This window comes from Mesorhizobium sp. M1050 (genome assembly GCF_040318715.1).
In the GTDB taxonomy this organism is placed as follows: Bacteria; Pseudomonadota; Alphaproteobacteria; order Rhizobiales; family Rhizobiaceae; genus Mesorhizobium.
In genome coordinates this window covers 41,385-67,115 of record NZ_JAMYMV010000033.1, presented here as the reverse complement: position 1 = coordinate 67,115, position 25,731 = coordinate 41,385, and the positions used below count along the sequence as shown (strand labels likewise).

20 protein-coding genes are annotated in these 25,731 nt (G+C 59.5%); 4 read left to right on the top strand and 16 right to left on the bottom strand.

From position 1 onward, the window contains the following. Positions 1–256: 256 nt before the first annotated feature. The 10 genes from NKH57_RS18845 to NKH57_RS18800 form a co-directional block, all read right to left on the bottom strand. Positions 257–2,767 (bottom strand): RTX toxin, encoded by a 2,511-nt coding sequence (locus NKH57_RS18845; protein ID WP_352486860.1) that lies wholly within the window; start codon positions 2,765–2,767, stop codon positions 257–259. A gap of 162 nt (positions 2,768–2,929) precedes the next feature. Continuing rightward, positions 2,930–4,435 carry a lipopolysaccharide biosynthesis protein gene (locus tag NKH57_RS18840; protein ID WP_352946097.1) on the bottom strand — a complete coding sequence of 502 codons (1,506 nt, stop codon included), beginning with the start codon at positions 4,433–4,435 and terminating at the stop codon, positions 2,930–2,932. Between the two features lie 181 nt (positions 4,436–4,616). Then, complete coding sequence (locus NKH57_RS18835; protein ID WP_352946094.1) at positions 4,617–5,495, bottom strand: sulfotransferase family protein; 879 nt, start codon at positions 5,493–5,495, stop codon at positions 4,617–4,619. A gap of 67 nt (positions 5,496–5,562) precedes the next feature. Then, on the bottom strand, positions 5,563–6,882 hold the full coding sequence (locus tag NKH57_RS18830; protein WP_352946091.1) for an HlyD family type I secretion periplasmic adaptor subunit: 1,320 nt from the start codon (positions 6,880–6,882) through the stop codon (positions 5,563–5,565). A gap of 27 nt (positions 6,883–6,909) precedes the next feature. Beyond that, positions 6,910–9,099, bottom strand: a complete 2,190-nt coding sequence (locus NKH57_RS18825; protein ID WP_352946088.1) for a type I secretion system permease/ATPase — start codon at positions 9,097–9,099, stop codon at positions 6,910–6,912. Between the two features lie 129 nt (positions 9,100–9,228). Continuing rightward, the gene (locus tag NKH57_RS18820) at positions 9,229–10,617 is read right to left on the bottom strand and encodes a polysaccharide biosynthesis/export family protein (RefSeq protein ID WP_352946085.1); all 1,389 of its coding nucleotides are present in this window, start codon (positions 10,615–10,617) and stop codon (positions 9,229–9,231) included. Positions 10,618–10,742: 125 nt separating this feature from the next. Beyond that, the gene (locus tag NKH57_RS18815; protein ID WP_352946082.1) at positions 10,743–11,963 is read right to left on the bottom strand and encodes a glycosyltransferase; all 1,221 of its coding nucleotides are present in this window, start codon (positions 11,961–11,963) and stop codon (positions 10,743–10,745) included. 196 nt (positions 11,964–12,159) lie between these two features. Next, a complete protein-coding gene (locus NKH57_RS18810) occupies positions 12,160–13,782 on the bottom strand; it encodes a hypothetical protein (RefSeq protein WP_352946079.1) in 1,623 nt (540 codons plus the stop codon). 394 nt (positions 13,783–14,176) lie between these two features. Beyond that, the gene (nusG, locus tag NKH57_RS18805) at positions 14,177–14,734 is read right to left on the bottom strand and encodes a transcription termination/antitermination protein NusG (RefSeq protein ID WP_352946076.1); all 558 of its coding nucleotides are present in this window, start codon (positions 14,732–14,734) and stop codon (positions 14,177–14,179) included. Between the two features lie 19 nt (positions 14,735–14,753). Then, on the bottom strand, positions 14,754–16,850 hold the full coding sequence (locus NKH57_RS18800) for a GumC family protein (protein ID WP_352946073.1): 2,097 nt from the start codon (positions 16,848–16,850) through the stop codon (positions 14,754–14,756). A gap of 432 nt (positions 16,851–17,282) precedes the next feature. Here NKH57_RS18800 and NKH57_RS18795 point away from each other — a divergent pair, with 432 nt between their 5' ends. The 4 genes from NKH57_RS18795 (at position 17,283) to NKH57_RS18780 (ending at position 20,735) form a co-directional block, all read left to right on the top strand. Next, positions 17,283–17,849 (top strand): hypothetical protein, encoded by a 567-nt coding sequence (locus NKH57_RS18795; protein WP_023756877.1) that lies wholly within the window; start codon positions 17,283–17,285, stop codon positions 17,847–17,849. 259 nt (positions 17,850–18,108) lie between these two features. Further along, positions 18,109–18,876: a Crp/Fnr family transcriptional regulator gene (locus tag NKH57_RS18790; RefSeq protein ID WP_023756876.1), complete on the top strand. Its 768-nt coding sequence runs from the start codon at positions 18,109–18,111 to the stop codon at positions 18,874–18,876. A gap of 628 nt (positions 18,877–19,504) precedes the next feature. Continuing rightward, positions 19,505–19,945: a hypothetical protein gene (locus tag NKH57_RS18785; RefSeq protein WP_352946071.1), complete on the top strand. Its 441-nt coding sequence runs from the start codon at positions 19,505–19,507 to the stop codon at positions 19,943–19,945. Positions 19,946–20,198: 253 nt separating this feature from the next. Further along, positions 20,199–20,735, top strand: coding sequence for a hypothetical protein (locus tag NKH57_RS18780; RefSeq protein WP_023756874.1), 537 nt, complete (start codon positions 20,199–20,201; stop codon positions 20,733–20,735). An 8-nt stretch (positions 20,736–20,743) separates the two neighbouring features. On the opposite strand, the gene NKH57_RS18775 is transcribed toward NKH57_RS18780, so the two are convergent. From NKH57_RS18775 to NKH57_RS18750, 6 genes are read right to left on the bottom strand one after another with little or no spacing between them, the layout of a single operon-like run. After that, the gene (locus NKH57_RS18775) at positions 20,744–21,340 is read right to left on the bottom strand and encodes a hypothetical protein (RefSeq protein WP_352946068.1); all 597 of its coding nucleotides are present in this window, start codon (positions 21,338–21,340) and stop codon (positions 20,744–20,746) included. Then, positions 21,337–21,936 (bottom strand): L,D-transpeptidase, encoded by a 600-nt coding sequence (locus tag NKH57_RS18770; RefSeq protein ID WP_352606537.1) that lies wholly within the window; start codon positions 21,934–21,936, stop codon positions 21,337–21,339. The genes NKH57_RS18775 and NKH57_RS18770 overlap by 4 nt, the downstream gene beginning before the upstream one ends. Further along, complete coding sequence (locus tag NKH57_RS18765; RefSeq protein WP_352946065.1) at positions 21,920–23,083, bottom strand: CpaE/TadZ family protein; 1,164 nt, start codon at positions 23,081–23,083, stop codon at positions 21,920–21,922. Before NKH57_RS18765 ends, NKH57_RS18770 begins: the two co-directional genes overlap by 17 nt. After that, positions 23,080–23,727: a TadE/TadG family type IV pilus assembly protein gene (locus tag NKH57_RS18760; RefSeq protein ID WP_352946062.1), complete on the bottom strand. Its 648-nt coding sequence runs from the start codon at positions 23,725–23,727 to the stop codon at positions 23,080–23,082. The genes NKH57_RS18765 and NKH57_RS18760 overlap by 4 nt, the downstream gene beginning before the upstream one ends. Before the next feature lie 2 nt (positions 23,728–23,729). Next, positions 23,730–24,269: a TadE/TadG family type IV pilus assembly protein gene (locus NKH57_RS18755; RefSeq protein WP_352946059.1), complete on the bottom strand. Its 540-nt coding sequence runs from the start codon at positions 24,267–24,269 to the stop codon at positions 23,730–23,732. Between the two features lie 5 nt (positions 24,270–24,274). Then, complete coding sequence (locus tag NKH57_RS18750) at positions 24,275–25,684, bottom strand: pilus assembly protein TadG-related protein (RefSeq protein ID WP_352946056.1); 1,410 nt, start codon at positions 25,682–25,684, stop codon at positions 24,275–24,277. Positions 25,685–25,731 lie beyond the last annotated feature (47 nt).

Genomic DNA, 25,731 nt, shown 5'->3' with positions numbered 1-25,731 from the left:
CACCTCCCCCCTCCATCGCCGGCCCTCCACCCCCGTGTGGTCACACCCTCCCGTTTAATTCACCCCCCCGCCCCCCGGGGGCCCTTTTTGGGGCCCCAACGGGGGGCCGGGCTTTTCTTTGCCGGCGGCTACCGGCTCACGGGTCCGAATTTCAAATCAGTGAGCCGGCTTTCAAACGAAAAGAAAGCCTCGCTCTGGCTCCGGTTTCAGCCGGGCATGACGAGTTCCGGTGGTCTGAAACACGCGCCGTGCAGGATCAGGCGAGCAGCCAATCATTTATATGGAATTCATAGATCTTGCCGTCGTTCTCGGTCGGATGGGAGTCATTGTCCACGCCGCGATCAGTGATGTACAGGCTCATACTATGGCTTGGATCGTCGCTGCTTGGCGCCAGCGCCATTCCCGACGGTTTGTGGGCATGGGCCGCGGAGATATCGAGCGTGCCCAATAACTGCCCGGTAGGCGTTACCATTGCCACCGAGTTTTTCGACGTAATGATATAAAGGAGGTCGTGGACTGGATCGTACGCAATACTTTCGTCGCCAGGGGTCCCCAGCGCACGCGCAGAAAAACTCGTGACCACGTCGTCGCCGCCCGTGCTCGCGACACCATCGAATTTGCCATTCGGACCCGCAGCGATGGTGTAAATCGTCTGGGTTGTGCCGTCGGCGACATATAGGACCCCACGTTTTGTATCATAGGCAATCCCCTCCGGGTCTGTGCTGCCGAATGCGGCCGTCTTGAATGAGGTCACAAGGTCGTCCGACGTGTTGTAAAGTCCGTCCCGTCCGGGGTTGAGTTCGTACACGCTCTTGGTGCCAGTGTCGTCCGTGAAGAAGAGATGGTGGTTGGTGGGATTGTAGGCGATCCCCGACGGCTCATCGGAAAAATTGATCGTCGTGAGCGTGCCCGCCAGGGTGCCGCTCAGATTCATTTGGTAGAGATTCTTGCCGGTAAAGATGGACATTTCGTCAACTTCACTATCGGCAACCAGCAGCGTGTCGAGATGAGAAATATAGACGAGATCCGTGGGATCGGGGCTCGGTGGCGACCACAGCGACGTCAGGATGGTATGCGCCAAGGTCACTGATGTCGGCAGCTGATTAGCACCGGTGATGCTGACGGCGAAGGCGTGGGTATCGGTACTGCCGTCGGCCGAGGAGGCCGTGACGGTGAGGTTGACCGACGGCTCTAACTGGGCGTTAAGCGTGCCGGTGCTCGAGCGTGTGATGATACCGGTGCTGGCATTGATGGCGAAGCGCGTGTCGTTGATGCTGTAGGCGACCGTCGAGCCGGCATCGGGATCCGTGGCCGAGGCGGTGATCCCGACCGCCGTGCCGGCGGCGGCGTTCTGGGCAATCTGGTTGGCGGCGGTGTCGGTATCCGGCGGGGTGTTGAAGGCGACCGGCTCAGCGCTGTTGAGGACGGCGAGGGTGAAGGCCTGGTTGGCGGTGGTGCCGTCGGAAGACTTTGCCGTCACTGTCAGATTGATCGACGGCTGGGTCTCGAAGTCGAGCGTGCCGTTGGCAGAGCGCGTGATGACGCCGCTGCTGGCATTGATGGCGAAGCGCGAGTCATTGATGCTGTAGGTGATGGTCGAGCCGGCATCGGGATCCGTGGCCGAGGCGGTGATCCCGGTGGGTGCGCCAGTCGCGGCAAGCTCGGCGATCTGGTTGGCGGCGGCGTTGGCGTCAGCCGGGCTGTTGAAGGCCACCGGACTTCCGGATCCTGGCAGCAGATATTCTATGTGCAGCAGCGGAGCGCTGGTCGGCGAGTATTCGTAGGAATCGGCTGTGCGCGTGCCGGTGCCGGTGACCAAAAATGCCATGTCGTTGAGCGCAGCCCAGCCCGAGCGATTGATGATCTCCTGCACGATCGCCGACAGGTCCGGCGAGCGCTCGGTCAGCCCTTGCTCGCCTACCGTGTTCCACGGGTCCGGTGTCCAGGCTGCGGACGCGTCCGTCGTCGCGCGTGAGGACACGTCGAAGCTGACGCTGGTGAAGGCGCTCGCGTCGTCGGTATCTTCGCCCTTGATCAGCAGCGAGGTCACGCCGGTCTTCACCTCATTGGCCTGGAACTGGATATAGGCGCCGGTGATGATGGCGCCTTGCGGGATGTCGATCGCGGTGAAGCGGATGCCTACCGTCTGTCGGGTGCTGCTGTCATAGCCCAGCTCCAGGTCGTTTATGTTGGTCGAGATCGAACCCGAACCCTTCTCCTCGACATCGTCGCCGGCGGTCGCCACCCTTGTCTCGAAGATCGGGTCGATTGCATTTGAGGCGGTGGCGAGGAGACTGCTGGAGGTGGCCGCGGCGCCCGTCGAGACCGTGCCGAGGTCAGCAACTGCCTCAGGGGTGGTGGCGGCATAGGTGACTTGGCTGTCGGCATGGCCCGTTGTCGCGTCCTGCCACAAATCGAGAAAGCTGCTGTCCAGATGAATGCCAACTCCGGCTGCCGCCTCGGCCAGTCCGCTGAGGTTCAATCCGCCATCGCTCCCCGATGTCGGAGTGATCCCATCCGCGGAAATGAGATCGAGGCTGTTCGCGGCGCGATCCAGTCCGTGACTGTGACTCCCCTTGCCGGTTTCCGCAGCAGGTTCGTCGCTCAGATCGGAGATATCGCCAGTCTTCTCGTTGCCGCTCACGCTTCCGATTGGCAGCGTCAAATTGTCGATGTTCAGCCAGTCGCCTTTGATGCCGGAGTCAATGCCGGAGTCCGTCAGCAAGAGTTTCGTGTCAGTCCAGGGAAGCCCAGCCAGTTTTGCCATGTCGAATTTCCTCTCCATATCTCTCGACTAAAATCGCAATCTCGACGTGTCCGACCAGGGGCGGTTCCGACCCCAGATCGAGCATGGCGATGGGTAACGTTGACACGAAAGCCGTCGCCCGCGATGCATGGCCGGGCGGTCGAGCGCTGAAGTCTACTTTGATCAGTCAGTTGCCTTCCTCATCCTGGGCCAGGCGGGCACCACGGCGGCAAGCAGACGCAGCAGTGATAGCCCGTCCCGCCCAAGGAACAGCGACGGCAGGATCCAGCACAGGAGCAAGCCCCCGGCAGATGCCAGCAATGCCGTATCGATGAGCAGGGGAAGAGCGGATAGATGGAACTCGCGCAGCCATTCCACGAGTGCCCAGACGCCCGTTCCGACAACGCCTGCGAGCGCCACCCCAGGCAGGTGCGCCATCAAGAAGTCGCCCCAGGTCATCCCGGTCACGCGGAGGCTCAACTGTGCCATGAGGAAGAAGTTGATCCCGAATGCCGCGCCGACGCCGAATGCCACGCCTTCTATTCCCCAGAATTGCCCCATCAAGGACCCCACCAAGACGCCGATGGTGAACACGGCCTGGCGCCACGCGCGTGCGTAGACCGTCCCCGTTGCACGCGAGACGGAATCGCTCAGCTTGTAGCTCGTGCGGAACAACATGCTGAACGCCAGGATCTGGAGTGGGGCGACAACCCCCTCCCATCCCCGCCCGAGAGTGACCTTAACCAACTCCGGCGCGACGATCGCTACGACCATACTGGCCGGTAGGACGATCAGGGCGCATCCCGCGACCGCGCTGCGATAGGCGCGGGCAAGCCGCGCGGGCTGCTCCTGGACCAGCGCCATGGTCGGGAACAGCACCCGATCGAGAACCTGACCGACAATGACGGCAGGCGTCGTCATCAGCTGTGACGACAGGCCATACAGGCCAAGCGCGTCTGCGCCGAGCCAGCGCCCCACGACGAGCCTGTCTGCCTGGGTTGCGAGGTAGTTGCATACCCGGGCAATGGTGAAACCGCTTCCGAAATACAGCAGTTCGAAGATGGCGCTTCGTTCCAGCAAGGGCCGCATCGGATGCGGCTGGCCAGCGAGCAGCACGACCATGCGGATGAATTGCTGGATCAGGAGTGCGCCGACAAGGGCCCAGATACCGAAGCCGAGCCAAGCCAGTACCGGACCGGCAACGACGTAGCCCGTGGCGAAGGCACAGGCATCGACGAGCGCCAGCCAGCGGAACCGCAGCGCGCGCTGGGCCGCGGCCAATGCCACCATGGAAGCGCCTTGGAAAAGGAACACGAAGCAGATGGCACGAACGACCGGAGCCAGATCGGCAAGCCGAAGCAAGCCGGCAATTGCCGGTGCCATCGCCCAGACCAACGCGGACACAACGAGGCCGAGGAGGCATGACAAGGTGAATCCGGCCCGGAGATGTCGCTCTTCCAGCACAGGTCGCTGGACGATCGCGGGGGTAATGCCAAGTCCCTGGAAGATCGCCGAAAACTTGATGACGATCAGCGCTGCGGAGTAAAGGCCGAACTCGTTGGGCGAGAGCAGCCGGGCCAGGATGAGAAGTGAGGCAAGCTCGGCGACGGCGAGGGCGCCCATGGACAAGGCTGTCCACAACATGCCCACGACACTCTGTTTTGCCAGCCCTCGCCTGTCGTTGCTCACGCCTGTCTCCACTCTTCGGCCGATCCAAACAGGGGGCCATTGCGTCCATCCCGGATCCGCCGAGGGACACGATTACATTGGGTGACGCCCGGCGACGCGCCCGCGCCTGAATGAAACGACCGCATTGGTCACGAAGGGGCTTCGGCTGCGGTGCCGCCCGCCGGCGCGAAGTGCGCCTTACCTATTGAAGAAGCGAGGGAATTTCGTAGCGATAGAATTCCATCTCATCCCGGACCTCCGGTATGATCGCCGTCAGGTCCTTCCTTTCGAGGCGGAGCCACTTCTGCTGTCGGCCGGGGTCGATCATCTCCTTGGCCATGCGGACGATATCGTCGGTGCAGCTCAGCCCGCAATGTTCATAGATGCGGCGCAAGACCAGTTCGGGATCCTGTATCAAATCCTCATAACGAAACGACAGAACGCGGCCGTTGCCAAGCTTGGCGAGATCTTCTCGAGCCTTTCGATTGCCGCGCGCCCACTGACGCGCGATCACCGTCAACTTTTCATTATCCTTCAGATCCCGATCTATTCCGTTGTAACGCGGACCATAGATCGATGTATATTTCCTTCCGAGCACCCTTTTTGTGATCACCTGTTTTATAATATCTCTTGCATAATAATGAATTTGTGTGACGGGAGTGATTTTCAGCAGGCGTATTATACCCTTTAGGGACTTTGCTCGCTGCCACTTAAGCTCCATTGAGCTTATGTATGAAAATGGATTTCTCGTAATATAGAGAAATATGGCCTCCGGAAAAATCTCGTGGACAAACGGCACGCGCAAGACATTGGCAGGCGTATTTTCCATGATCTGTCGGCCGCCGTGCCGCGACTGATATTCGAGGAATCTGCCGCGAATGTAACGAGCGACCCTTTCGGTAGCATCGGTTTCGACGAATTCGTCATGACGCCGCGCCGGATCGGCATATAGCCACAATGTTTTTGGCTCGTACCAGGTAACGATGTCGGGATGCAGCCCGATCAATTTTTGTGCAATTGTGGTCCCCGACCGATAGTTGCCGATCAGAAAAATGGGACGTTTCAGCTCTGTTGCTGCCATGACAAGTCTCCGTCGCCAAAGGTTAGCCAAGATAGCGCCGATCCTCACGACAAGCTCCGCCGCTCGGCTATTGGTCTCTGAACGCACGCATCATCTGGTCCGTCAAAGGCTTCATCAGGTACGACAGCACCTTGCGGTCACCAGTCCGTATGAATGCTTCCACCGGCATGCCGGGAATGATCGAGACGGGTCCAAGCTTCTTCGAATCCTTCGGATCGGGCGTGATGCGGACTGCGTAGTAGACTTCATTGGTATGCTGATCGCGCGTTACGTCGGCCGCAATCATGGACACCGTGCCCTCCATTTCGGGTGTAGTGCGGACGTTGAAGGCGGTGAAGCGAAGAAGTGCGCGTTGGCCGACCGAGATCTGATCGATGTCCTGCGGAGCGACCTTCACCTCGACCGTGAGAGTGTCGGTGTCGGGAACGATCAACATGATCGGCTCCCCCGCATTGATTACGCCGCCGACGGTATGGACTGAAGATTGATGGACCACGCCGCTGGAGGGAGCGCGAATGTCGATGCGTGACAGCTGGTCCTCGGCGCTTACTTTTCGTTCCTCGAATTCGGCGATCTTGGCGTCGACATCGCGCAGTTCGCTGCCAGTCTCGCTGGAGAACTCCTTGTCCAGCTGCAGGATCTGGAGCTCGACTTCGGCGATGGCACCCTTTGCCTGCGCCATGTTTGACACAAGCTGTGACCTTTCACCCTCGATGCGTGTTGCCTCGCGTTCATATTCGGTCAGCTTCGACTTGAGTGTGAGCTTCTTTTCGACAAGGCTGCGGATGTCGACGAGTTCGTCGTTGATCAGCTCGATCTCCTTGCTCTTTGCCGATTCCTGAGCCAAATCGCCTTCGATCTGCTTTCCGAGTTGCTCGATGCGTTCGCGCAAGCGTGCCTTGTTGCCGAAAACCTCGGTTCGACGAAGCTCGAAGAGCCGTTGTTCGCTGGCCACCGTGTTGGCAATCTCCGGGTCGCTCATTCGCGTGGCAAGTATCGGAGCAAGTGTCATCCGCCCGCTGCCGTCACGCTCGGCCTCGAGCCGGGACTTTCGCGCATAGAGCTCATCCAAATTCTTTGTCACGTAAGCCAGGGTGGCACGCGGGATGGTGTCGCTAAGTTGGACCAAGACATCCCCGGCCCGGACACGGTCGCCATCGCTCACGAAAATCTTGCCGACCACGCCGCCCGTCGGGTGTTGCACTTTCTTTTCGCTGTTCTCGACGACCACCCAGCCATGCGAAATAATTGCTCCCGAAATGTCCACTGTCCCGGCCCAGACTCCCATTCCGCCGAGGAGCAGTGCGACGACAGTCATTCCACCGAGCAGATTGCGGCGAATGGATCGCCGGTTGGAAAGCGATCGGTTCAAGACAGGAGCCGTCATTGCCCGTTTCCCCTGTGCCGCAAGTCGTCAATTCGGCAGTTGAGGAGAGGTTGAAACCGGTCGCAGTCCCTCGGTATTGACCTGCATCGGAAACAGCTTGGACAGGACGGACTGCTTCGTTCCAAACATGTGCATCTGCCCTTCCTTCATCATCAGCACGAAATCCACGGTGGTGAGTATGTTCGGGCGGTGCGCGACGATCACCACGATGCCTCGGCGTGCCTTGATTGCGAGGATCGCCTCGGCAAGCGCCCGTTCGCCTTCCATGTCGAGATTGGAGTTGGGCTCGTCGAGGACGACCAGGAACGGATTTCGATAGAGTGCGCGTGCCAAAGCAACGCGCTGGCGCTGCCCTGCTGACAACGCGGTTCCGCCCTCTCCGATCTGCGTCTCGTAGCCATTGGGAAAGCTGATGATCAGTTGATGGACACCCGCCGCGCGGGCGGCGGCGACGATTGCCTTCGGGTCCGATCCAGGATCGAAGCGGGCGATGTTGGCGGCAACCGTTCCCGCGAACAGTTCGACGTCCTGCGGAAGGTAGCCTATATGGCGGCCAAGACGCTCCGACGACCACTGATCGAGCGCGGCGCCATCAAGCTTGACACGCCCCGCCAGCGGTCGCCATGCGCCGACCAGCCCACGAGCCAGGCTGGATTTGCCGGAACCGCTTGGTCCGATGATGCCAAGCACCGAGCCGGCGTCCAGGCTGAATTCCACACCTCGCACGATGATCCGTTGCGCGCCCGGTGCACCGATCGTCATGCGTTCCACCGTCAAGTTCGAACCGGGAACCGGAAGTGCCATCGGCTGGGCGTCTTGCGGCAATCGGGCGAGCACCTGGCTCAGCCTGCTCCAGCTCTGGCGTGCGGCCACGAAGGTACGCCAATGGGCGATGGCAAGATCGACAGGCGCAAGCGCTCGGCCCGCAAGGATGGAGCCGGCGATGATGATCCCGGACGTAGCCTCGCCCTGGATCACCAGCCAGGCCCCTATGCCAAGCATTGCCGACTGGAGCATCAGCCGCAAGGCGCGGGCGAAGCTGCCGAAGCCGCCTACGATATCGCTGACATGCTGCTGTTGCATGAGATACTCGCGGCTTGCGTCCCGCCAATGGTCGTGCAGGCGGTTGCCCATTCCCATCGCCGCGAGGACCTCCGCGTTGCGGCGACTGGCCTCGGCAAAGCCGTTGCGCATCACACCTGTCGAAACCGCGGCGCCCATTGGTTTGCGCGTAAAGACCTCGGTCGCTGCCGTCAGCGCCACCAACACGATTGCACCGCAAATCGCCGTAATCCCGAGCGTCGGATGAAGGCTCCATATGATTGCCAGGTAAAAGGGCATCCACGGAAAGTCGAAAAGCGTGCTGGGCCCCGGGCTCGACAGAAATATGCGGACGTTGTCGAGATCGCGCTGCGGCTGCAGCCCATCGCCCTGGTGGCCGATGTACAAGGGCAGCCTGGACACGGCTGTAAATACGCGTCCTCCGACAGCTTCGTCCAGTTCAACACCGATCCGGGTCATAATGCGGCCGCGCACGAGATCGACGACCGCCTGCCCGACAAACAGAACGCCGGCCAATATCGCCATGGCTACGAGAGTCGGAACGCTGCGGCTTGGCAGTACGCGATCGTAGACCTGCAACATGAACATCGCGCCGGTCAGCATGAGGATGTTGCTCACGCCGCTAAAAACCGCGACGCCCGCGAATGCTGCCTTGCAGGAACGCAACGCATAGGCCAGTTCCGAACCGGGCGCCGGCTGGATGATGCTCTCTGCCGATGGTTGGGCGCCGGCGTTCGCGAGCGCGCTTGGCAAACCGCCCCTTCGCCTTGCCTTGCGGGCGACTGCCATGAGCAGCAAGCCCAGGGCCGCGATCGCCAGCCCAACCAGAAGAGCGTCTGGACCGGGCAGCAAGACATCGGAAAGATGGCCCCAGTCCCGCACGAGATCGGTCCACGGTCGCGGCAGCCAGTTCCTGCCGAGATCAACGAGGCGCGGCAGGAATGCAGCTCCCGCAAGCGCAAGAGCGAGGAGGAGCAGGATTGCTCCTGGAATGCGCGATCGGATGATGGAGCGGTGACGCGGGGCGTTGTGCACCGTCGTCTTGCGGCGCGCCGTTGCACGCAGGAGATTGAGCCGCCTCTGCTCCGTTTTGGCATGGGAATTCGCCCGGCGGAAGCGGTTCGCCACGACTGTCAGTGCTGCCCCAAGGATCATGTCAAACCCCTGAGGTGCCAAGGCCGGACTATGTCGGTCCGTTCAAGGCACAACGAACCCAGGCGCGTTGCGAAGCGACGATCGCGGCCCTGAAGCAAAGCCTTGCTCGAGGAAGTGGGCATGTTCGTGCTATTGGCCGACAATGCCTGGCTGGAGGGCCGGGCCCTCAGCTTTTGGGCCCCCCATTGTTCCGGAAGTGTCCGGTGCGTAGAACCCTTTGTTGGCTACAATCGAGACCTCGATGACGTCGCCAGCGAGGACTTCGGTATTTTCATCGGCGATGATGTCGTGGGCGACTTTCTGGTCGCGCCTGAAAATCGAAATCTTCACAGAGCCTTGCAAGTCGTCGAACGTCCTCTGTTCGCCATAGGTAAAGATAAAGAGAAGCTTGTCGGCAACGTACCTTATTTGACTTTGAATCTTTCCCAGCTCGACCTGCGTGTCCTGAGCTTGCGAGATCAGATCCATTTCATAACTCTGCTTCTTTTTTCTCAGCTCACTCTCTGAGTTCAGCATCGCCTGCTGCGCTTGCTCCTGCTGCAATTCGGTCTGCGCAAGTTCGGCGCGATAGCTGGTATGTGCTCGTTCCGCCGTCATGACATTCGAATTGGTTACCAGGCCTTTTTCCCGCAATGACCGGGCGGATTGCAGTTCCTCGAGTTGAATACTCGCGGTCTTTTCCCGTTCCGTTCGCGCTGCAGCGACCATGTCTGCTTCCTTCCTGGCCCGATCCAACGAGACCTCAAGGAAGGAAATGTCGTCCCGATATGCGGCAAGGCGGGCGTCCAACTGCGCCTGTTCGGATGCTACGATGTCGACTATCAAGTGTCCGCCAAACTCGACTGGCGGATCCGGCGGAGCGACGAAGGATTTGTCCTGCCGGCTTTCCGCCTGGAGCCGGGCGAGCCGTACCTTCAGACGATATTCTTCGATCGCAAGACCCGCGCGCGCGCTGCGCAGATCAGCTATTTGCAAGGCCGGCTCCATGTTTCCGACGGCGGTAGCCCGGAAGCCACCGGCTATGGCCAGCGCATGGCGAACCGTTATTCCAGGTTGAAATGGATATGATCCGGGATGAGCCACCGTTCCGGAAATAAAGAACGGTCGGTACTGACTGATCTCCACCTTCACGAAAGGCTCGAGAATGAGCTTCTGCTGTTGTAATGCACGCTGAATGGCCTGCGAAAGAGCAACAGTGGTGAGGCCGCGCGCCTGAATATCGCCCAGCATGGGAAGTGATATCGAGCCCCGATCATCGACCACCACATCCAGCGGATAGGATTGCTCGCCAATCACGGACACCCGCAGGATGTCACCGGTGTCGAACGCATATCCGTCCGCACGGGATGCGCCAGCAGTGAGCAGAACAAAGGCAATGGCGAGGCCACCAATCATTGCGAGCATGCGGCCGGCCGCAAGTTCAAATCCGGGAAATTCAAATCCGGGAAAAAGCTGTCGGCCCCAATCCTTCACTCGCAGAGGCTTGGAAGGAAATTGCTGGTCAGCACGCAAACACATCGTCGTACTCCGTTGCCTTGTCTGCCGTCAGGGCCAATCGACTTTCGTCGGCCGTGACAGCAGGGTGTTCGTTGGGTTCGAGCAGTAAGCCTTGGAAATCCACGCTCCGTCGAAGGAGCAAAGGATCAAAATCCGTGCAGTCCTACGGTTTGCTTGGTGAGGCCATCGCGAATTTGCGCCTCGTTCGGTCGTGTGGCTGGAAGGGCTGACCCAAGAGCGGATTGATAAATCAACTCGACGCTATCGCACATGGCATCCAGTCCCCAGGACGAAAGGTCGGTGAGTTTCGCACTCTCAGCCAGTCGAGCGCGATACTGCTCGTTCTCAAGGAGATCGGCGACCGCTACAGCTGCGGCACCCACATCTTCCGCCGGCGTCACGATTCCGTTTACGCCATGCTTCACGACCTCTTCCACTCCCGGCAGATGCGAAACTACACTTGCTCGACCGCCCGCCAGATACTGCATCATGACGCGAGGCAGTCCTTCTCGCATCGACGTCAGCACACACACGTCCGCCAGACTGATCAGTCGCTCAGGCTCGCTATGGTAGCCGATCATGCGAACGTTGTTTGCGAAAGGGGATCGTTCAATCGCCGATTCAACAGTGGATCGCGCCGGCCCTTCGCCGGCCAGCAGCAGTCGCACGTTCGGAATTCGCTCGACGATCTGCCCAAATGCTTCAATGAACTCTACGTGGCGTTTTCGCGGTTCCAGTGCAGCCAGCATCAGGACCACCGGCGGCTTGGGCTCTCCGAAAGCCGTCCCCAGCAGGAGATGCGATTGTTGCGGCCATTGCGCGTTCGCGAAGCGTGTCAGATCGAAGCCGGAGTGGACGACGTGGTGCTGAGCGGCGCTACCCAAATGATTGGCGATGCAAATGTCGCGCATGGCCTGGCTGACATCGATGAAAGCCTGTGTGACCTTCGCGGCCAGGCGTTCGGCAGCCAGGTACATCAGGCTCTGCGCTTTGCCCACATGCACAAACGGTAAAATGTGCACGCCATGTATGATGCAAGGGATATTGGCTTCCCTCGCGGCAAGGCGGCCGACGATGCCAGCTTTGCTTTGATGTGTGTGCACGATGTCAGGCCGCCAATCGCGCATAAGGCGCGTGAGTTGCCCAAATGCAGAAATGTCGCGGGACGGTGAAATCGAGTTGATGAGTTTTTCCAGAGTCATGACCCGAACGGCTTCGGCAACGGACGCCCGCAAAATCGGGTCGTACTCCTCGCCGTGAACCAAAAGCACTTCATGGCCGTGGCGCGCCTGAGCGAGACAGCAGGCCAATGTGTTCTCTTCGGAACCTCCCCGAAGCAATCGGGTGAGCACATGGACGATCTTCATTTGCTTGCACCTCTGGGCATCCGGGGTTGGTACATCCCGGAAGATCGAGCGCATCGAGCGGTGGCGTTCGACAATTCTTTCGGCGGCCTTCCCGAGCATGGTCGGGATGTGGCAGGGCTGCCCGTTTGCGTTGGCTATGGTGGTGGATGTCGGCGGTTGAGCCGCCAGCTCTGTCTCTACAGGGACAGCTCTGTCTCTACAGAGACAGCCAGATATGCCTGAACAGTTCCTGACCGACCGCCTCTATGCCTGCGCTCGCGTCAATGGTTGGGATGTTCTTGTCCTTGGATCGCAGCTCCGCCATCAGGGATAGCCGGGCATCGAACGCTTCTTTCCTGATCTCACCGGGCTTTCGCTGCTCGGAGACCGCAAAATCTGAAACGAGGTGCAGAGTAAGGTGTGGCCGGCATTCTGCCATCTTCTGATAGAGTCTTTGCTCGAGCCGGGCGAGTGCCGACAAGCCTGGGATGGAGAACAGGTGCGGTGGAATCGTTGGCCCGTCCAGATACCCTCTGCAGATCGCCTGCGGCCACCTGTCACAAATGACGATCAGGCCGCGCGTCGCCCATCGATGTGCACGTTTCACGACGGCGTATCGCTCGAACGCAATCAAAACCGCCCACAATGCCAGCGCGGCAGCGACAAATCCTCCCTTCGACCAATTTCGACTGAGGGAATTGTCGTTATTGCGCTGAACCAAGGACTTAAGGCGGCGTCTATGGGGGAAAACCAGCGTCTGCAACGCTTTGCGAAGCCACCATCCATTGCCGTCTCCGGTTCCGACATAGGCTTGCGCACACCCGAACTTCCATCGAAATATCTGTGTCAGCCGCTCAGCCTGAGTGCTCTTCCCCATGCCATCGGGACCTATGAGCGCGACTACAAAGCCACCAGCCGCAGGCCGTCTCTTTGGTGGAAATCTGCCGGGCATCAAGTGCTGAAGAGATCTCAAGGCGAGATACGTGGTCTTGCGGGCCAGATGGATGGATGCATCGGCGATTTCGTAACGACCCGTGAAACCGCATACTTCTCGGATTGCGCGCCGCAACCTGGCAAGATCTCCGCGGTGGACGACCAAGCCGTCGGCGTTTTGCACAAACCTGCAGCTCACCGCTTTCCCGCCGGCAAACATGTATTCCACGACATCCACGCTTTGCTCGCTTGACGGAAATGGCAGGCGTGCAAATTGGTCCCTCCAAGCATCACCGACGGTGATCCATTGTCTCCAAGGCAATGCCCAGGCCCGAAAGGCGAAGCGGGCAATTGCTATTCGAATCTCGTCTTCGGGAGAGACGACCGGAATCGATACGCCGTCCACACAAATCGGCTCCCATCGTGTAATCGTCGCATAGTCGAATACCGGATATCGCTTGCGGAACTCCCAGCCGACGCGGAGCCCGATATGCATGTCGAGATGGAGATAGCGACCATGCGAAAAGTCAGGCAGGAACCAGTCCTCGCGGCCGGCGCAGACATTGTCGTAGCAAGACAGGCTGACGCCTCGACAGCCGTGCAGCTTGCTCACGATCGAGCAGAAGGCCGCGTAGTCGTGTTTGTCCAGGAGGACGTCCAGATCGTCCCGGCCCGCAAGCCCGTCTTGCAGGGATGCGAGATCCTGGATTATCCCGTACCTCAGGCCACTTTCGTTGAATGCTCGAAACATTTCGCTGGCGATCGGTAGGGCCGGTAACGCTTCAAGGGGGGCATTTCGGTCAGTTTGAGAGAAACCTGCATCTGCTTTGGTCCGCGACAGGCCCGCCCCAACCAACTTGGCTGGCGCCGGAACATTCAACCCCTCCGTCAACGCTTCGGCCGCCATGCTTGCCTTCGGCTCTGGAGTCCAGCGACGATGACGATACTGTTGTGGCCGCAGGCCATCCCAAGGCTCTCCAGGGGCCGCGGGACGTTGGCTTCCGGGGTTGGATCTGCGTGAAGGTTGCAAGGGGAATCCCCTAGTTGATCGCGTCGAGGGTTATTCGCACATCGTCGCCTCAAAAGGGGCTCGACCTGGCGGAGCTATATCCACGCCGATTGGGGCCGACTTCGTTGGGACGCAGCACCAAGGTTCTCACTGTCGACCCGCAGGCTCGGATGTCACCTTGCAAGCTGCCGCAGAGAGGGTGAATTGGGTGCCAACTCATTTCCTCATTGCCGGGTGGTTCCAGCATCTTGCGAGCGAACAGTTGTACTAATTGACAGCTAACGCATAGACTTCAAGAAACTATCGAGATTCTATCCCGGTCGATGGTAATCGGAATTGATCGGTTCATGATATCAAGAAGAATTCTGACAGCCCCGGCGCTACCGACATGATCAAGAATGCCAAGCTGGTCTGAGAACGGCCCATCTAATATCCTAATTCTTTGACCGGGCCTCAATAGAATGTCCGGATGCAAAATTCCGTCATCGTCGGTTGCTGATATCAAAGACTCAACTACGCCGTAAGGAGCCGGTATCGGCATTCCTTTGCTCATGACAATTTTCCGCACGCCGACGGTTGAGTTGATCGGGTACCAACTCTGCTGCTGAACAAGCGAGACGAACAGATAGCAGTCGAAATACGCACTGGAAACGGTTCTAACTATGCGAGCGTGCCGGACAGTCCGCCTCCGCTTGGGCAGATAGGTTCGGAAGTTTTGCGCTAGCAGGTGCCGCTCCGCCAAGCTCTCGGAATGCAGGTGCGTCTGGACCACGCACCAGCGCGCAGGTTCCCCGTCGTGGGCCTCCTCTAGCGGCTCCGGGAGGCGATGGTATAAGTCAGCGTGCTGCATGGCGGAATATCTGCTCTCTCTAGTTTAGATAGTAACTGTCCAAAACACTACTTTCGAGTGAAGTGTAGCGGCCATATCTCGGTAGCTTTGGCTCATCCACCATTGTCAGGGCGATGCCGGCAATCTTGGACCGGCCGCCAAGATGTCGAATTCCTTCGGCGACGGCCTCGCGCGAGGTTTCACGCCATCTCACGACAAAGAGAACTTTGTCGACATACCTCGCCAGGATCGAGGCATCGGCGGCAGGTCCAACAGGCGGTGCGTCAATGATCACCGTGTCGAATTTTCCGCGAAGCTCATCGAGGACCGAGCGCATTCGCACCGAAGCAAGAAGGGCAGGCGGGTTCCGGGTCCTTGCGCCGGCAGGGAGCAGGGAAATCCCCGAACGTTCGTCCAGATGAATTGCGTTTGCGGCCTTCACCGGCAAAGTCAGAAGGTCAACCAGCCCGATCCTGTCCGCCATCCCGAAGAAGGCCGTGGCAGCCGAAAGCCGCAAGTCCGCATCGACGACCAAGACCCGTTCGCCATCGGCAGCGGCGGAGCAGGCCAGGCTCAACACCAGGGTTGTCTTTCCTTCGCCGGGCATCGCAGATGTCACCAGCATGACGCGCGGCAAACGTGCCTGTTCGGGTGTCCCGTCGATGCCCAGGCGGAGTCGACGCACGGCTTCGCTATATCTGGAGAGGGGTCTGCGTTCGAGATAGGCCACAGGCTGGGCAAGCGACTGGGCGTCCCTCGACCAGCCCGACATCCTTGGCATGGACGCGAGAACCGGAACCGCCAGCTCGTCCTCTATCTGCTTCTTTGCCATGAAGCCCGAGGCGAAAAGCTCACGAAGTACGGCGCCTGCGCCTCCGACGAAGAGGCCTAGGACGAGTCCCAAGGCCGCAAAAAGAGGCCTGTTCGGGAAGCTTGGCGAACCCGGAACACCTGCGTCGGTTATCACGCGTACGCCGCTGTTGAGGAGAGTGGACTTCTCCTCGGTGAGCTTGGCGCGTGAAAGGAATGTCTCAAAGAGCTCCTTGTTCGCGGCCGCAATCCTCTCCAGATCGCGCAGCTGGACGCCAACCTGACCTTCGACCTCGGATCGGTTGGATACCGAATCCAAGGCCCGCTTCAGTGAAGCCTCCCGGGCTTCTGCCGCGTCGACTTCATTCTTTAGGTTGCCGATGAGACGCTGGACTTCAGCGGCAATCTGCCCCTCGATGTCGCGGCGCTCGGCTTGGGCGGTCATGACGTCCGGATGCCGTTCGCCATATTTCAACTTAAGGTCGGCTTCCCGCCGTGTCACTCCAGAGAGCTGAGCCCGAAGCGCGCTGATCACCACAGACTGCAATACATCCGGTATCGACTGGATGTCGCCTCCGCTAGCCAACAATTTGTCAACTTGAGAAAATTGGGCCCGCTTCTCGGACAATTCGGCGCTTGCGTTAATCAAGGCGATATTCAACTCGGACAGCTGCTGATCAGTCAGACTGCCTGCTGGAGTCGCCAATAAATTGTGATCGATCCGAAACTTCTGGACAGTTTGTTCCGAGCGGCTCAGTTCCTCGCGCAAAGATGCGGCCCGCTCAGTGAGCCAGGTGGATGCTTTTCTGGCTCCTTCGTAACGCGACCTTACTCGATCAGCGAGGTAGGTCTGGGAAATTGCGTTGGCCAGGGATGCCGCTTTTTCCGGATCGTAAGCGGTCACTGAAATCTCAATAACGTCCGCCATTCCGACGCGTGAGACTCCCAGTGAACCCTTCAGCCATTCCAGTGCCCCCAACCCGATCCTTGGGTCTTCTGTGAGCTTTTCACTGTCGACGACCTTTTGAAGCAGCGAGGTGGATCTCAGAACTGCGATCTGACTTTCAATAAATGTTGAATTGTCGGCAAAATCAGAATTCGAATAATCTTGCGGAGTCATATAGTCGATCGGGGCATCGAGTAAGACTTGTGCAGACCCCGTGTAGGATGGAGGAAGGACGTAGGCGGCGACCACAAATATGCCGAAGGTCAGCGCTGCAATGCAGCATACAAGCTTCCACCGGCGAAGAAAGAAATCAAGGATCTCTCTCACGTCAAGCGGAAGTAACTCTCGGGTCATGATAGGATTGTCAGTTGGACTTGCCATTTCCGAATCCTTGCAAACACCAGCGCAAACAGCAGCACAAATTCCGCCCCTCCAGCATTGGCTGGATGTGCTTCACTTCAAAATAATTCGGGCAGTTGCCTGTTAAGCGCTCACACCGCATGAGATGTAGGGGTTCGTGCCCCCTTACGACATGTCCAGATCGCTCTCTTCCGCCTACCGACCGACGGCATCGCCCGTCAGCCGGAAACATAACAGCTTCGCGGACATCCCCGCCATTACCATTATTGAGTAGTAAATCGGCTAAAGGTCGATCTGGTCTACCCGGCAGGCCTTCCAGACCTTAGGAAGTCGCCGGACCATACATCTCTCTCCCGCGCTGCGGCGTACAGGGCGCGCGGGAGCGTCTGCATCCCTGACGACAAGAAAGCGGCCGGCCTCGTCTAGTCTGAGCTCGTCTAGTCTGAGGTTGATATGGAAACTTACAGCGAAATTGTTCCGGGCCTCTTAGATTGGATTGCCAACAGACCGGCAGCCATTCTGATTCTGTCCGCTACTTGGCCGTTGATGCTTCTTCTGGAGAAAGGCAGGTTGCTGGGCTATGGGGCCCTTGCCGTTTCTATTGGGGCCGGCACCTTAATTGTGTTCGGCATCGAAAGCTCTGTAGGAGCGGTCATTGTCGTACTTGCCTACGCTTTGCTGGTTTCAGTTGCACTGCTTTCCACCCGGAAGCGTCTTAGCCAAATCGAGGATCGCCTTGCATTGGTCATTTCGGCACTCGATGACCTCGAAGTTGCCGAAGAAAGACGGCAGACTTACAACGCCAAGCGTCCCTCGATCTCGCGGCTTCACCTGCGCCGAAAACCGGCAACCAGCCCTATGGATCGTCCCGAAAGTGAGACGCAGGTGATCCCTGGCCCGCCATGGCAAGAGCTACAACGGCCCGATCCGCCCATTGAGCCCGCGGTTCCGGCTTCAACTCGACCAGCAGGACCCGACTTGCTTTCGGAAAAGCGTCTAACCGGGCTGTTCTCAAGTTGAACAGCCGCCGCTTGGCGACGGTTTCAACCAGTGAGGTGTCGCAGCGGTGATGGTCCGCCGGGCGCAGCCCAAAGGACAAGTTCGACCGCGGGTGTTGGCTGCTGGCAGCCCAGCGGCAACTTGCCGAGGCCTATCCGGTGGGTAGATTGAGAGACTGCTGGATGGTGAACTTACACCCAAGGTGGTAAGGTTGTGCCCTGGGGAGGTAGACCGGAACGCCATTCGGATGAAAATATAAGCGGAACTTTTTGTGTAGTTGATGGTTAGTAGCTTCAGGTTGATTGAAGGGGCAATCGACGGCTGGGGTGATCAAGACAAAATGAGCTTATCAAAGCAGGCTCTTGATTTGGGACGGGGACCTACGCTCGCCGACGCGAGTTGGGAAAGGGGGATCTCCGTATTGCCGGGAGCTGTGCGTCGCTTCTATCCGGCGAACACGGTGATCGCGCGCGAGCATCGGGCTAAATCCTTCATCCTGGTTGTGACTGCGGGGTGGGCTGCATTCGGCAAAACGTTGCGGAATGGCTCGCGTCTCATCGTCGATTTTGCGCTTCCTCGCGAAATTTCCCTGGTCGAGTTCTGCGGAGAAGGGGGCGAGACGGTAACGGCTCTCTCCGATGTGACCGCGATCGAGTTGACCGGTCCTGTCCATACTTGTTTTTCGCGCTATCCGCAGTCCTTTTGCGAGGCTATCCTGCTGGCTGAGGCGAGGCGGCACTCAAGGGTTGCGGAACATCTGGCAGGAGTCAGTAGACGGGGACCTGTGGAACGCACGGCCCATCTTCTTCTCGAACTGGGCTGCCGAGCACATCGATCGGCAACGAGTTATCCGGACCGCTTTGAATGCCCGCTGACCCAGGCCGAGCTGGCCGATGCATTGGGGCTTTCGGCTGTACATGTAAGTCGCGTGTTGAAGGATTTGCGAGAAAGCGGACTGGCTTCATTCCGCAATGGTGTGGTCGAGTTGCATGACCATGCGGGACTGATCAAAACGGCCGGATTTGATCGGTCTTACATTTCGAGCTGACATCATTCTGATCTCAACCGCGGCCGGCTCTCTCCCTGGGGGGTGCCTCGTTGATTCCACGCCGTTGGCGACATCAACTGGGCCTCGTCGCGCATCAGTCTTTAGATCGATCTCCAACCGTCGCCGCTACCAGAGCGTAACGGAAATGGCCGGTGCGGGGGGCAGCCCTCCGGGGACGTGAGGACCGCACCGGCCATTGCGGCGGGCTTAGGTTACGCACCCGCACCGGCCAATTTTACAGGGCCTCTTTGCAGCGACGCAATTAATCCTATTGGTGGTGCCAAGCAATACCGTCTTTGGCCAATAAAGGTAAAACGGAAATGGCCAAAGCTTAAAACGTCAACAATGCAAGGCGTCTAAATCGAGCGTAAGAATCCGCATCGGCGTTAACGGGGCTCAACACAGCGCCATTCCCAAGGCAGGCAGATCGGTGCGGCACGGCTTCGCGCCCAACGGACCGGTAGCCATGCCGCCCAAGACAGAGCTAGGCGAAGCTTCTCAGAACCAGACCGTCCGATGCTATGCTACTCGCCGTCTAGTTCTTTTGACTTGTGAGCTTAACCAAGTAGTGGAATGGACCGAACGTCATATGACGTCGTAGCGTTTTATTTCGGCGCGGGGAGGTCATATGGCGATACAATTAGAAATCAAAGACTTGTTAGAAATTGCGGCGTACCGGCGAACCATCAGGAAGCTCGACCACGCCTATGACATCGACCTGGCAAATGCTTGCACACCTGCGCAACGGGAAAAGTTAGAGTACCGACACTATTGGGAAACATTGATATACTATGAACAGATTGCGGAGATAAAGACCCGGCGGCTGATCCGGAAGGCGGATTATCTCAATATGTCGATTGCTTACACGGACGACAACAGCCCAATGTGGAGAAGATCGTCTCAGCTCAACAGCTGGGTATTGACGCCACTTGGTTGCTCTGAAGTCCAAAACATGATCGGTCAAGAACGCAAAGACCGCCGAGCGCGCGCCAGGACTACCTGGGCTAGCGCGATCACCGGGCCACTCACCCGGCTAGTGGCTGTTTGGCTGCTTGCGCGCGGGCACTAGCCGCAGAGGCGGTTCGCGCATGCGTCCAGTGTGCTGACGTCCCTGGATATCCCGTCCACGATGAGCAATGTCTGAGGCTTGCCGCCCAGTTCAAAAGACCCCGAGGCTCTTCGAACGGCGGACGGGCCGGGTTGTTCCATAACGGCCACGCAATCGCGGCCAAACTTCACAGCCATCAGGACATTTTTGGTGGAACCGTTAAGCCTTGCGCAATCTATGCAGTCTATTCTGGCTGGCAGATTGGCGAGGGAACATGAAACGCAAGCCGCTTCTGCTTTTTGCCTTCCCGTTTCTCATTCTTGCGATCCTGGCAGGGGAGCGCATGGCGACCTTCTTGCTGGGCGCCTATCCAGCCAGCCCCACCGCATGGTGGATATGGCTTGAACTGCGTCCGTTGGCGACGATGCTTTGGCAGCAGGTCGATTTCAATCTGGGGGGCTCGATGGCTCTCGACGCAGCCATCCTTGCCGCAGCATCGATCGTCTGCTGGATGGCCTGCAACACCAGAAGGTCGGCTTTCTTCTTTCTCGCCAACCACGTCGCCCTGATTTTCGCCGGGCTGATGATCGCGACCGGCAGCCACTCGGAAACGGCGAGCACGATCGCCGCGTTCACGTCGCCCAGCGGTCTTCCATTCTCGCTGGCGGTTGATTTCACCTTGAAGAACAGCCTGGTGCTGCTTCTGGGCGTCACGGCCTGTGCATACTGCCACATCGCCTTCCTCGGCGAAGCGCGGGCGCGGACCGAAGCCCGGTCCATCCGCAGCCTGGCCCTGCAGCGCGATCTCTAAACCGCGGTCTAGTTGATCCTGCGGTAATAGACCTTGCCGTCGGGCTGCTCCACGCGCTGGTAGTTGGAGCTCGGGGGAGGGGGCGCCGCCGGCGCGGTCCTCTTCCTGGGCGCAGGCGGTGCTTCGATGACGCTGGGATCGCTCGCGCTCTCGCCTTCGAGAGCTTCGGGCGCTTCCGCCAGCGTGCTGGTGGTGACGTCGGACGGTTCCGCCGCACTCGACACGGCCTCGCCGCTGCCGACCGGTATATTCTTGGCCAACCGGGCAATGTTGCCATTGATCTCGTTGAAGCTGCCTTGCAGCTGGCTGTCCAGTTTCTCGAACCGGCTCTGGAAGCCGTTGTTGACCGTGTCGAGCCGTGCCGCGATCCGCTGCTCGAACGCTCCAAGCTGCGCCAGCCGCGCCTCGACGAAACGCAAGTCGCTGATGCCCCGATAGAGATAAATCGCGGCCGCCATGTTGACCGCGGTGATCAGCAAGGCGCCGCTGGCGATGAGAATGCCGATCGCCTTGGTTTTGCTGGGTCTCTCGATGGCGTCCTGTTCGCGCTGTTCATGGTTTCCGACGTCGATCGCCGGCATGTCCGGTTCGCTGATCGTCGTCATTGAACCACCACCTTTGCGCCGACCGCGACGCGCTTGAAAAGATCGATCACATCCGTGTTTGTAAGACGAAAACAGCCCGATGTCCCATCGAAGCCGACGCCGGACGGATCGTTGGTGCCGTGGATGCGGTAGAGCGTGTCGCGCCCGTCCCTGGACAGATAGAGCGCCCTAGCGCCGAGCGGATTGTAGGGACCGGCGGGCACCATTTTCGGCAGCTCCGGCTGGCGGGCCCGCATGTCCTGTGGCGGGCGCCACTCCGGCCATTCGGTCTTCGCCCCCACCTTGACGACGCCCGTCCAGCCGAACCCGTCGCGCCCGACGCTGATCTGGTAGCGCAGCGCCTGGCCCTGGCGGGTCACCAGGTAAAGCGCCTTCTCGTCCTTGCGGATGATGATCGTTCCCGGCTGCTCGGCGGTTGCGAAGGCAACGGCCTTGCGCAGGCTGGGCCCCATCGCCGGCAGCGGCGGCCGCTCGACCGACCGCGCCTCGGCGAAGTCCTGGACGGACAGCGCCAGCGCCACGCCGAGCACGCAGGCGCCGGCCAGCCGCCCAGCAATCCGATATCTCGCGAGCCGGTGTCTATCGGGCAGCGTCATCGAGCCGCTCTTTGAACATCCGCTTCAGGTCCTTGTTGAAGCGCGCCCGCCCATCCACTTCCGATGGCGGGATGGCCCTGTTCAGCGCGTCGGTCAGAAGCGCGTTGTCCAGCGCCACCGACTTGATGTGCGGCGCCTTGAATATCTTTTCGAGCTCGCTGCGCGAAAAATGGTTCCCGAACCATTTGCGCTTGTGCTTGTTGGCGACCAGCGTGATGTTGACCGCGTTGCCGCGCAGCTCGCGGATCTTCTTGTAGAGCCGCTTGCCTTGCCGCAGCGAGGCGACATTGAGTTCGAAGACGATGAAGATCTCGTCGCTCGTCGACAGCACGGAATCGTGCCAGGGCGTTTCGAGATTGGGCAGGTCGATGACGATGTCGTCGAAGCGGTAGGCGACGAGGTCCAGCAGCCGGAAGACGAAATCGCTGCCATGCGGCTCGAACGGCAGCTGCGGCCGCTCGAACGCATAGAGGGTGAGGCCGGACGGGCGCGACAGCTTGATGACATCCATCAGCTCGACATCGAGCCGCTCCGGCTGGCCGATGATGCCGGCAAGGTCGAACTGGTTGAACAGGTTGAGATAGGCGCCGCAATTGGCGCTCTGGAAATCGAGATCGACCAGGCAGGTCGAAGCCGCGCGCTCGGTCGATTTGGAGGCCAGGAATTCGGCCGCCGACAGCGCCATCGTCGTCGCGCCCGCGCCGCCGCTGGCGCCGATGAAGGTGATGATGCGGCTTTTGGCTCCCTGGTTGCCGGTATCGTGGAAGGTCACCGCGTTGAGCAGCTCCTTGCCGTCGAGCGGCTTGTGCAGCCAGTCCGATGCGTTCATGCGCACCAGCACGCGCGTCCGTTCCGACGTCAGCTCGTCGGAAACCGCGATCAGCGGCACGGTAGCCCACAGCGCGCGCGCCTCGACGATGCCTGGCCTGCCGAGCAGCTCGCCATTGCCGAGGTCGAGGATGACGATGCCTGGGCGCGTATCCGCCGGCGGCCCCTTGAGAAAATCACCCGTCTCGGAAACCCTGACATCATAGATCGCCAGCGCATCCAGCCGCGTCGCCACATCCCGCTTGAAATCCGCATCCGAAGAGAACAGCGCCACCTGCTTTCGCTTGGTCGGTGTAACCTTGGTGTTGATGGCGTTCATGAGAAGGAGGCCTTCAAATCTTCGCCCGTAACCGTGCTCAGCATGGAGGGCATCGTGATGGTTCCGAATCCGTACAGTCCACCCAGGAAGAAGAAACGGTAGGTCATGTTCTTCAGGTTGACGGTGATTGTCGGCACCGGACCGCCCAATCGTGTCTGGTAGCCGAGGCCGGTGGCAGCATAGGTGATGACAACATTGTCGCGTCGCAGACCGGGGAAGAAATGGCACATGCCGCGCCGCATGGTGAGCGCCTGGGCTGCGGTGATTGTCGGACAGACATCGTTATTGGTGACTGCCGTGTCTCCCCGGAATATGCGGCTGAAATTGGTGGCGTTGAACGTGCCGCCATTGCTGCAAGCGCCTATGGTTCCGGTGTAGCTGCAGACGAAAGGTCCATACGCGCCGGCGATAACCGGCGAGCCTGGCGTTGTGGTCGGCGCGGCAGCCGTCAGATTGGTTGCAACCGGGTCGGAGATGGATGCCAGCCGCGCACCGACCTGGACGGCCTTGGTCGCTCCGTTCCACTGGTACAGCGCGTAGCCGAAATCGACGAAGCCCAGCGTCAGCGCAAACAGCAGCGTCGAGACGATGGCCATTTCCACCATCGCCGTACCGTCTTCCAATTTTGCGAAGCGCCTGAGCATCTTCAGAACCGGATCAACCGCTCCTCATGAAAACCGTTCAAAGTGATCGGGCCGATGTTGAGCAACGACAGCATGCCTATGCCGGTATATGGGTAGCTGCCGACCGCGCGGACGATGCAGACTTGTGCCGTGGTGGAGCGATATTTGGTGACTCCGGCCTCCACAGCGTTATGGCAGCCGGTGGCAATAGTCACCGTCGCATACGATGTCGGCCCCGAGGTCTGCCAGCCGCTGATGCGCGGGCTATCCGCCACTGTCACTGTCGGCTTGCCGAACACCGCGATGTTGGCGGCGATGGCGGCACAGTCGATCGCCGCCAGCCCCGAGTCTGTATACATCTGGCTGTTGCAGCGGGCTGCAAAACGGGCGCCGTCCGAAAGCCCGGCCTCCATCAGCAGCTTGTCGTGGATCAGATTGCCGAATTCGAACACGCCCGACGACAGGGGCACCATCAGCGGCAATATCAGCGCCGTCTCGACCAGCGTGGTGCCACGATGGTCGCGTCGAAATCTGTCGAGGTGACGGAACAGGGTGCTGATCATCGCTATCACCGGTAAAGCTGGGCTTCGTCGCGCAGGAAGTTGTCAAGCGTTCCTTGACCGCCGCGGCCGGTGATGTCGACGATCTCACCGTAGATGTCGGCGTTTGGAGGCCCGCCGGCAGGCTCGGTCAGGAAAAATGAGGCGAAGGTGTCGACGGGGTAATCTCCGCCATTGCCCGATACCGGGTTCGCCACGCAATCGATGATGGCGACGTTGATGATCCGGCGTTTCACATCGGTCGAAGGCGTATGGCAGGCTGGCGTGGTGGGCTCAGTGCCGTGGTCGTTAGCATGGGCCATTTCCCATTGGTAGACCTCGTAGCGACTGGCATTGGCATCCAGACCGGTTGAAGCATAGCTCGTTGATGGATGATTGACCGACCAGTAGCCTGGACGATCCCAATCTCCGGTGCCGAGGCGGTTATTCACAGAGCATGTGCCTGCTGTGAAGCAATTATCCTTCGGTACGGCTTTATAGGATGACGCCTGGCCACTATTCGGCGCGACGTAGCTGCAATTGTTGCCCTGGATCTTTGTCACCATCCCCTTTCTGGTGTTTGGTGCAGGCGGATAGCTTGCAGGCGGGTAGTTGTTTCCGTTCGGATAGATGTCGAATCGGACGTTGATGCCGTCATTGACGGGCGGGATGTTACCTGGCTTGGTATTGACGCCATCATTTGCGTAGCAGCCTAGCGGCTTTGTGGCTGCGAACATCTCGGTGAGGGCCGGGGTAGACTGGCTGCCAGAGGGCGTATCGAGGAACCCGTAGTCCCCTGGCCCATATTGCGCATTGCCGCCGCCATTCTGCTTTTTCAGCGCCATCATGGCCCGTTTGTGGCCGGTGAGCGAGGCGGCCAAAGCATCGGAGCTTCCATATGGATTGCAGATGAACATGGGCGTGAAGTCGCAGACCGAACTGGTGAACCCTGCGACTGCGACAGCGCCTACGGTCCAGGAACTAAACGAAGCCGGAAAGATCGCATTGAAGCCGACGGGTGTCACCCTGACCTCAATGAACCGTGCTTTACTTGCATCGGTCACTTCGTCGGTGATTACATTGGCTGCTACGATCGGAAGGTTATCGGTCGCCGGCAGAGATTTCAGGTAGCGCCTGGTTACGCCAGCCGACTGCAAAGTCAGCGGCCCGGCTGTGCCGGAGAAACTGTATTGGCTGCTGACCAGTGTGGAGAGGGCTCGATCGGCTCTGATGATACTGTCCGGCTTGCCGTCAAGTTCGGCTGCCGCTGCAATGGAAAAGGAATCGGCGCCTTTCTGCAGGTCGTTTTGCAGATTGTTGACCCGGCTCATGTCGATCACCAGCAACGAAAAGCCGACGATCGCCGGCAGCATGATGGCCACTAGAACTAGGGCTACACCCCTTTGATCCCGCCAGAACGCGCGAATGATTCGCAACATGGCCTTACTCTTTGCTCCCCTGACGCCAGGTTCCCTCGTATGGTCCG

Bases quoted from the DNA above. Each gene is read 5' to 3' on its own strand.
- NKH57_RS18845 (WP_352486860.1), bottom strand. From the start codon at position 2,767: ATGGCAAAACTGGCTGGGCTTCCCTGGACTGACACGAAACTCTTGCTG.
- NKH57_RS18835 (WP_352946094.1), bottom strand. From the start codon at position 5,495: ATGGCAGCAACAGAGCTGAAACGTCCCATTTTTCTGATCGGCAACTAT.
- NKH57_RS18830 (WP_352946091.1), bottom strand. From the start codon at position 6,882: ATGACGGCTCCTGTCTTGAACCGATCGCTTTCCAACCGGCGATCCATT.
- NKH57_RS18825 (WP_352946088.1), bottom strand. From the start codon at position 9,099: ATGATCCTTGGGGCAGCACTGACAGTCGTGGCGAACCGCTTCCGCCGG.
- NKH57_RS18820 (WP_352946085.1), bottom strand. From the start codon at position 10,617: ATGTGTTTGCGTGCTGACCAGCAATTTCCTTCCAAGCCTCTGCGAGTG.
- NKH57_RS18815 (WP_352946082.1), bottom strand. From the start codon at position 11,963: ATGAAGATCGTCCATGTGCTCACCCGATTGCTTCGGGGAGGTTCCGAA.
- NKH57_RS18810 (WP_352946079.1), bottom strand. From the start codon at position 13,782: ATGGCGGCCGAAGCGTTGACGGAGGGGTTGAATGTTCCGGCGCCAGCC.
- nusG (WP_352946076.1), bottom strand. From the start codon at position 14,734: ATGCAGCACGCTGACTTATACCATCGCCTCCCGGAGCCGCTAGAGGAG.
- NKH57_RS18800 (WP_352946073.1), bottom strand. From the start codon at position 16,850: ATGGCAAGTCCAACTGACAATCCTATCATGACCCGAGAGTTACTTCCG.
- NKH57_RS18795 (WP_023756877.1), top strand. From the start codon at position 17,283: ATGGAAACTTACAGCGAAATTGTTCCGGGCCTCTTAGATTGGATTGCC.
- NKH57_RS18790 (WP_023756876.1), top strand. From the start codon at position 18,109: ATGGTTAGTAGCTTCAGGTTGATTGAAGGGGCAATCGACGGCTGGGGT.
- NKH57_RS18785 (WP_352946071.1), top strand. From the start codon at position 19,505: ATGGCGATACAATTAGAAATCAAAGACTTGTTAGAAATTGCGGCGTAC.
- NKH57_RS18780 (WP_023756874.1), top strand. From the start codon at position 20,199: ATGAAACGCAAGCCGCTTCTGCTTTTTGCCTTCCCGTTTCTCATTCTT.
- NKH57_RS18775 (WP_352946068.1), bottom strand. From the start codon at position 21,340: ATGACGACGATCAGCGAACCGGACATGCCGGCGATCGACGTCGGAAAC.
- NKH57_RS18770 (WP_352606537.1), bottom strand. From the start codon at position 21,936: ATGACGCTGCCCGATAGACACCGGCTCGCGAGATATCGGATTGCTGGG.
- NKH57_RS18765 (WP_352946065.1), bottom strand. From the start codon at position 23,083: ATGAACGCCATCAACACCAAGGTTACACCGACCAAGCGAAAGCAGGTG.
- NKH57_RS18760 (WP_352946062.1), bottom strand. From the start codon at position 23,727: ATGCTCAGGCGCTTCGCAAAATTGGAAGACGGTACGGCGATGGTGGAA.
- NKH57_RS18755 (WP_352946059.1), bottom strand. From the start codon at position 24,269: ATGATCAGCACCCTGTTCCGTCACCTCGACAGATTTCGACGCGACCAT.
- NKH57_RS18750 (WP_352946056.1), bottom strand. From the start codon at position 25,684: ATGTTGCGAATCATTCGCGCGTTCTGGCGGGATCAAAGGGGTGTAGCC.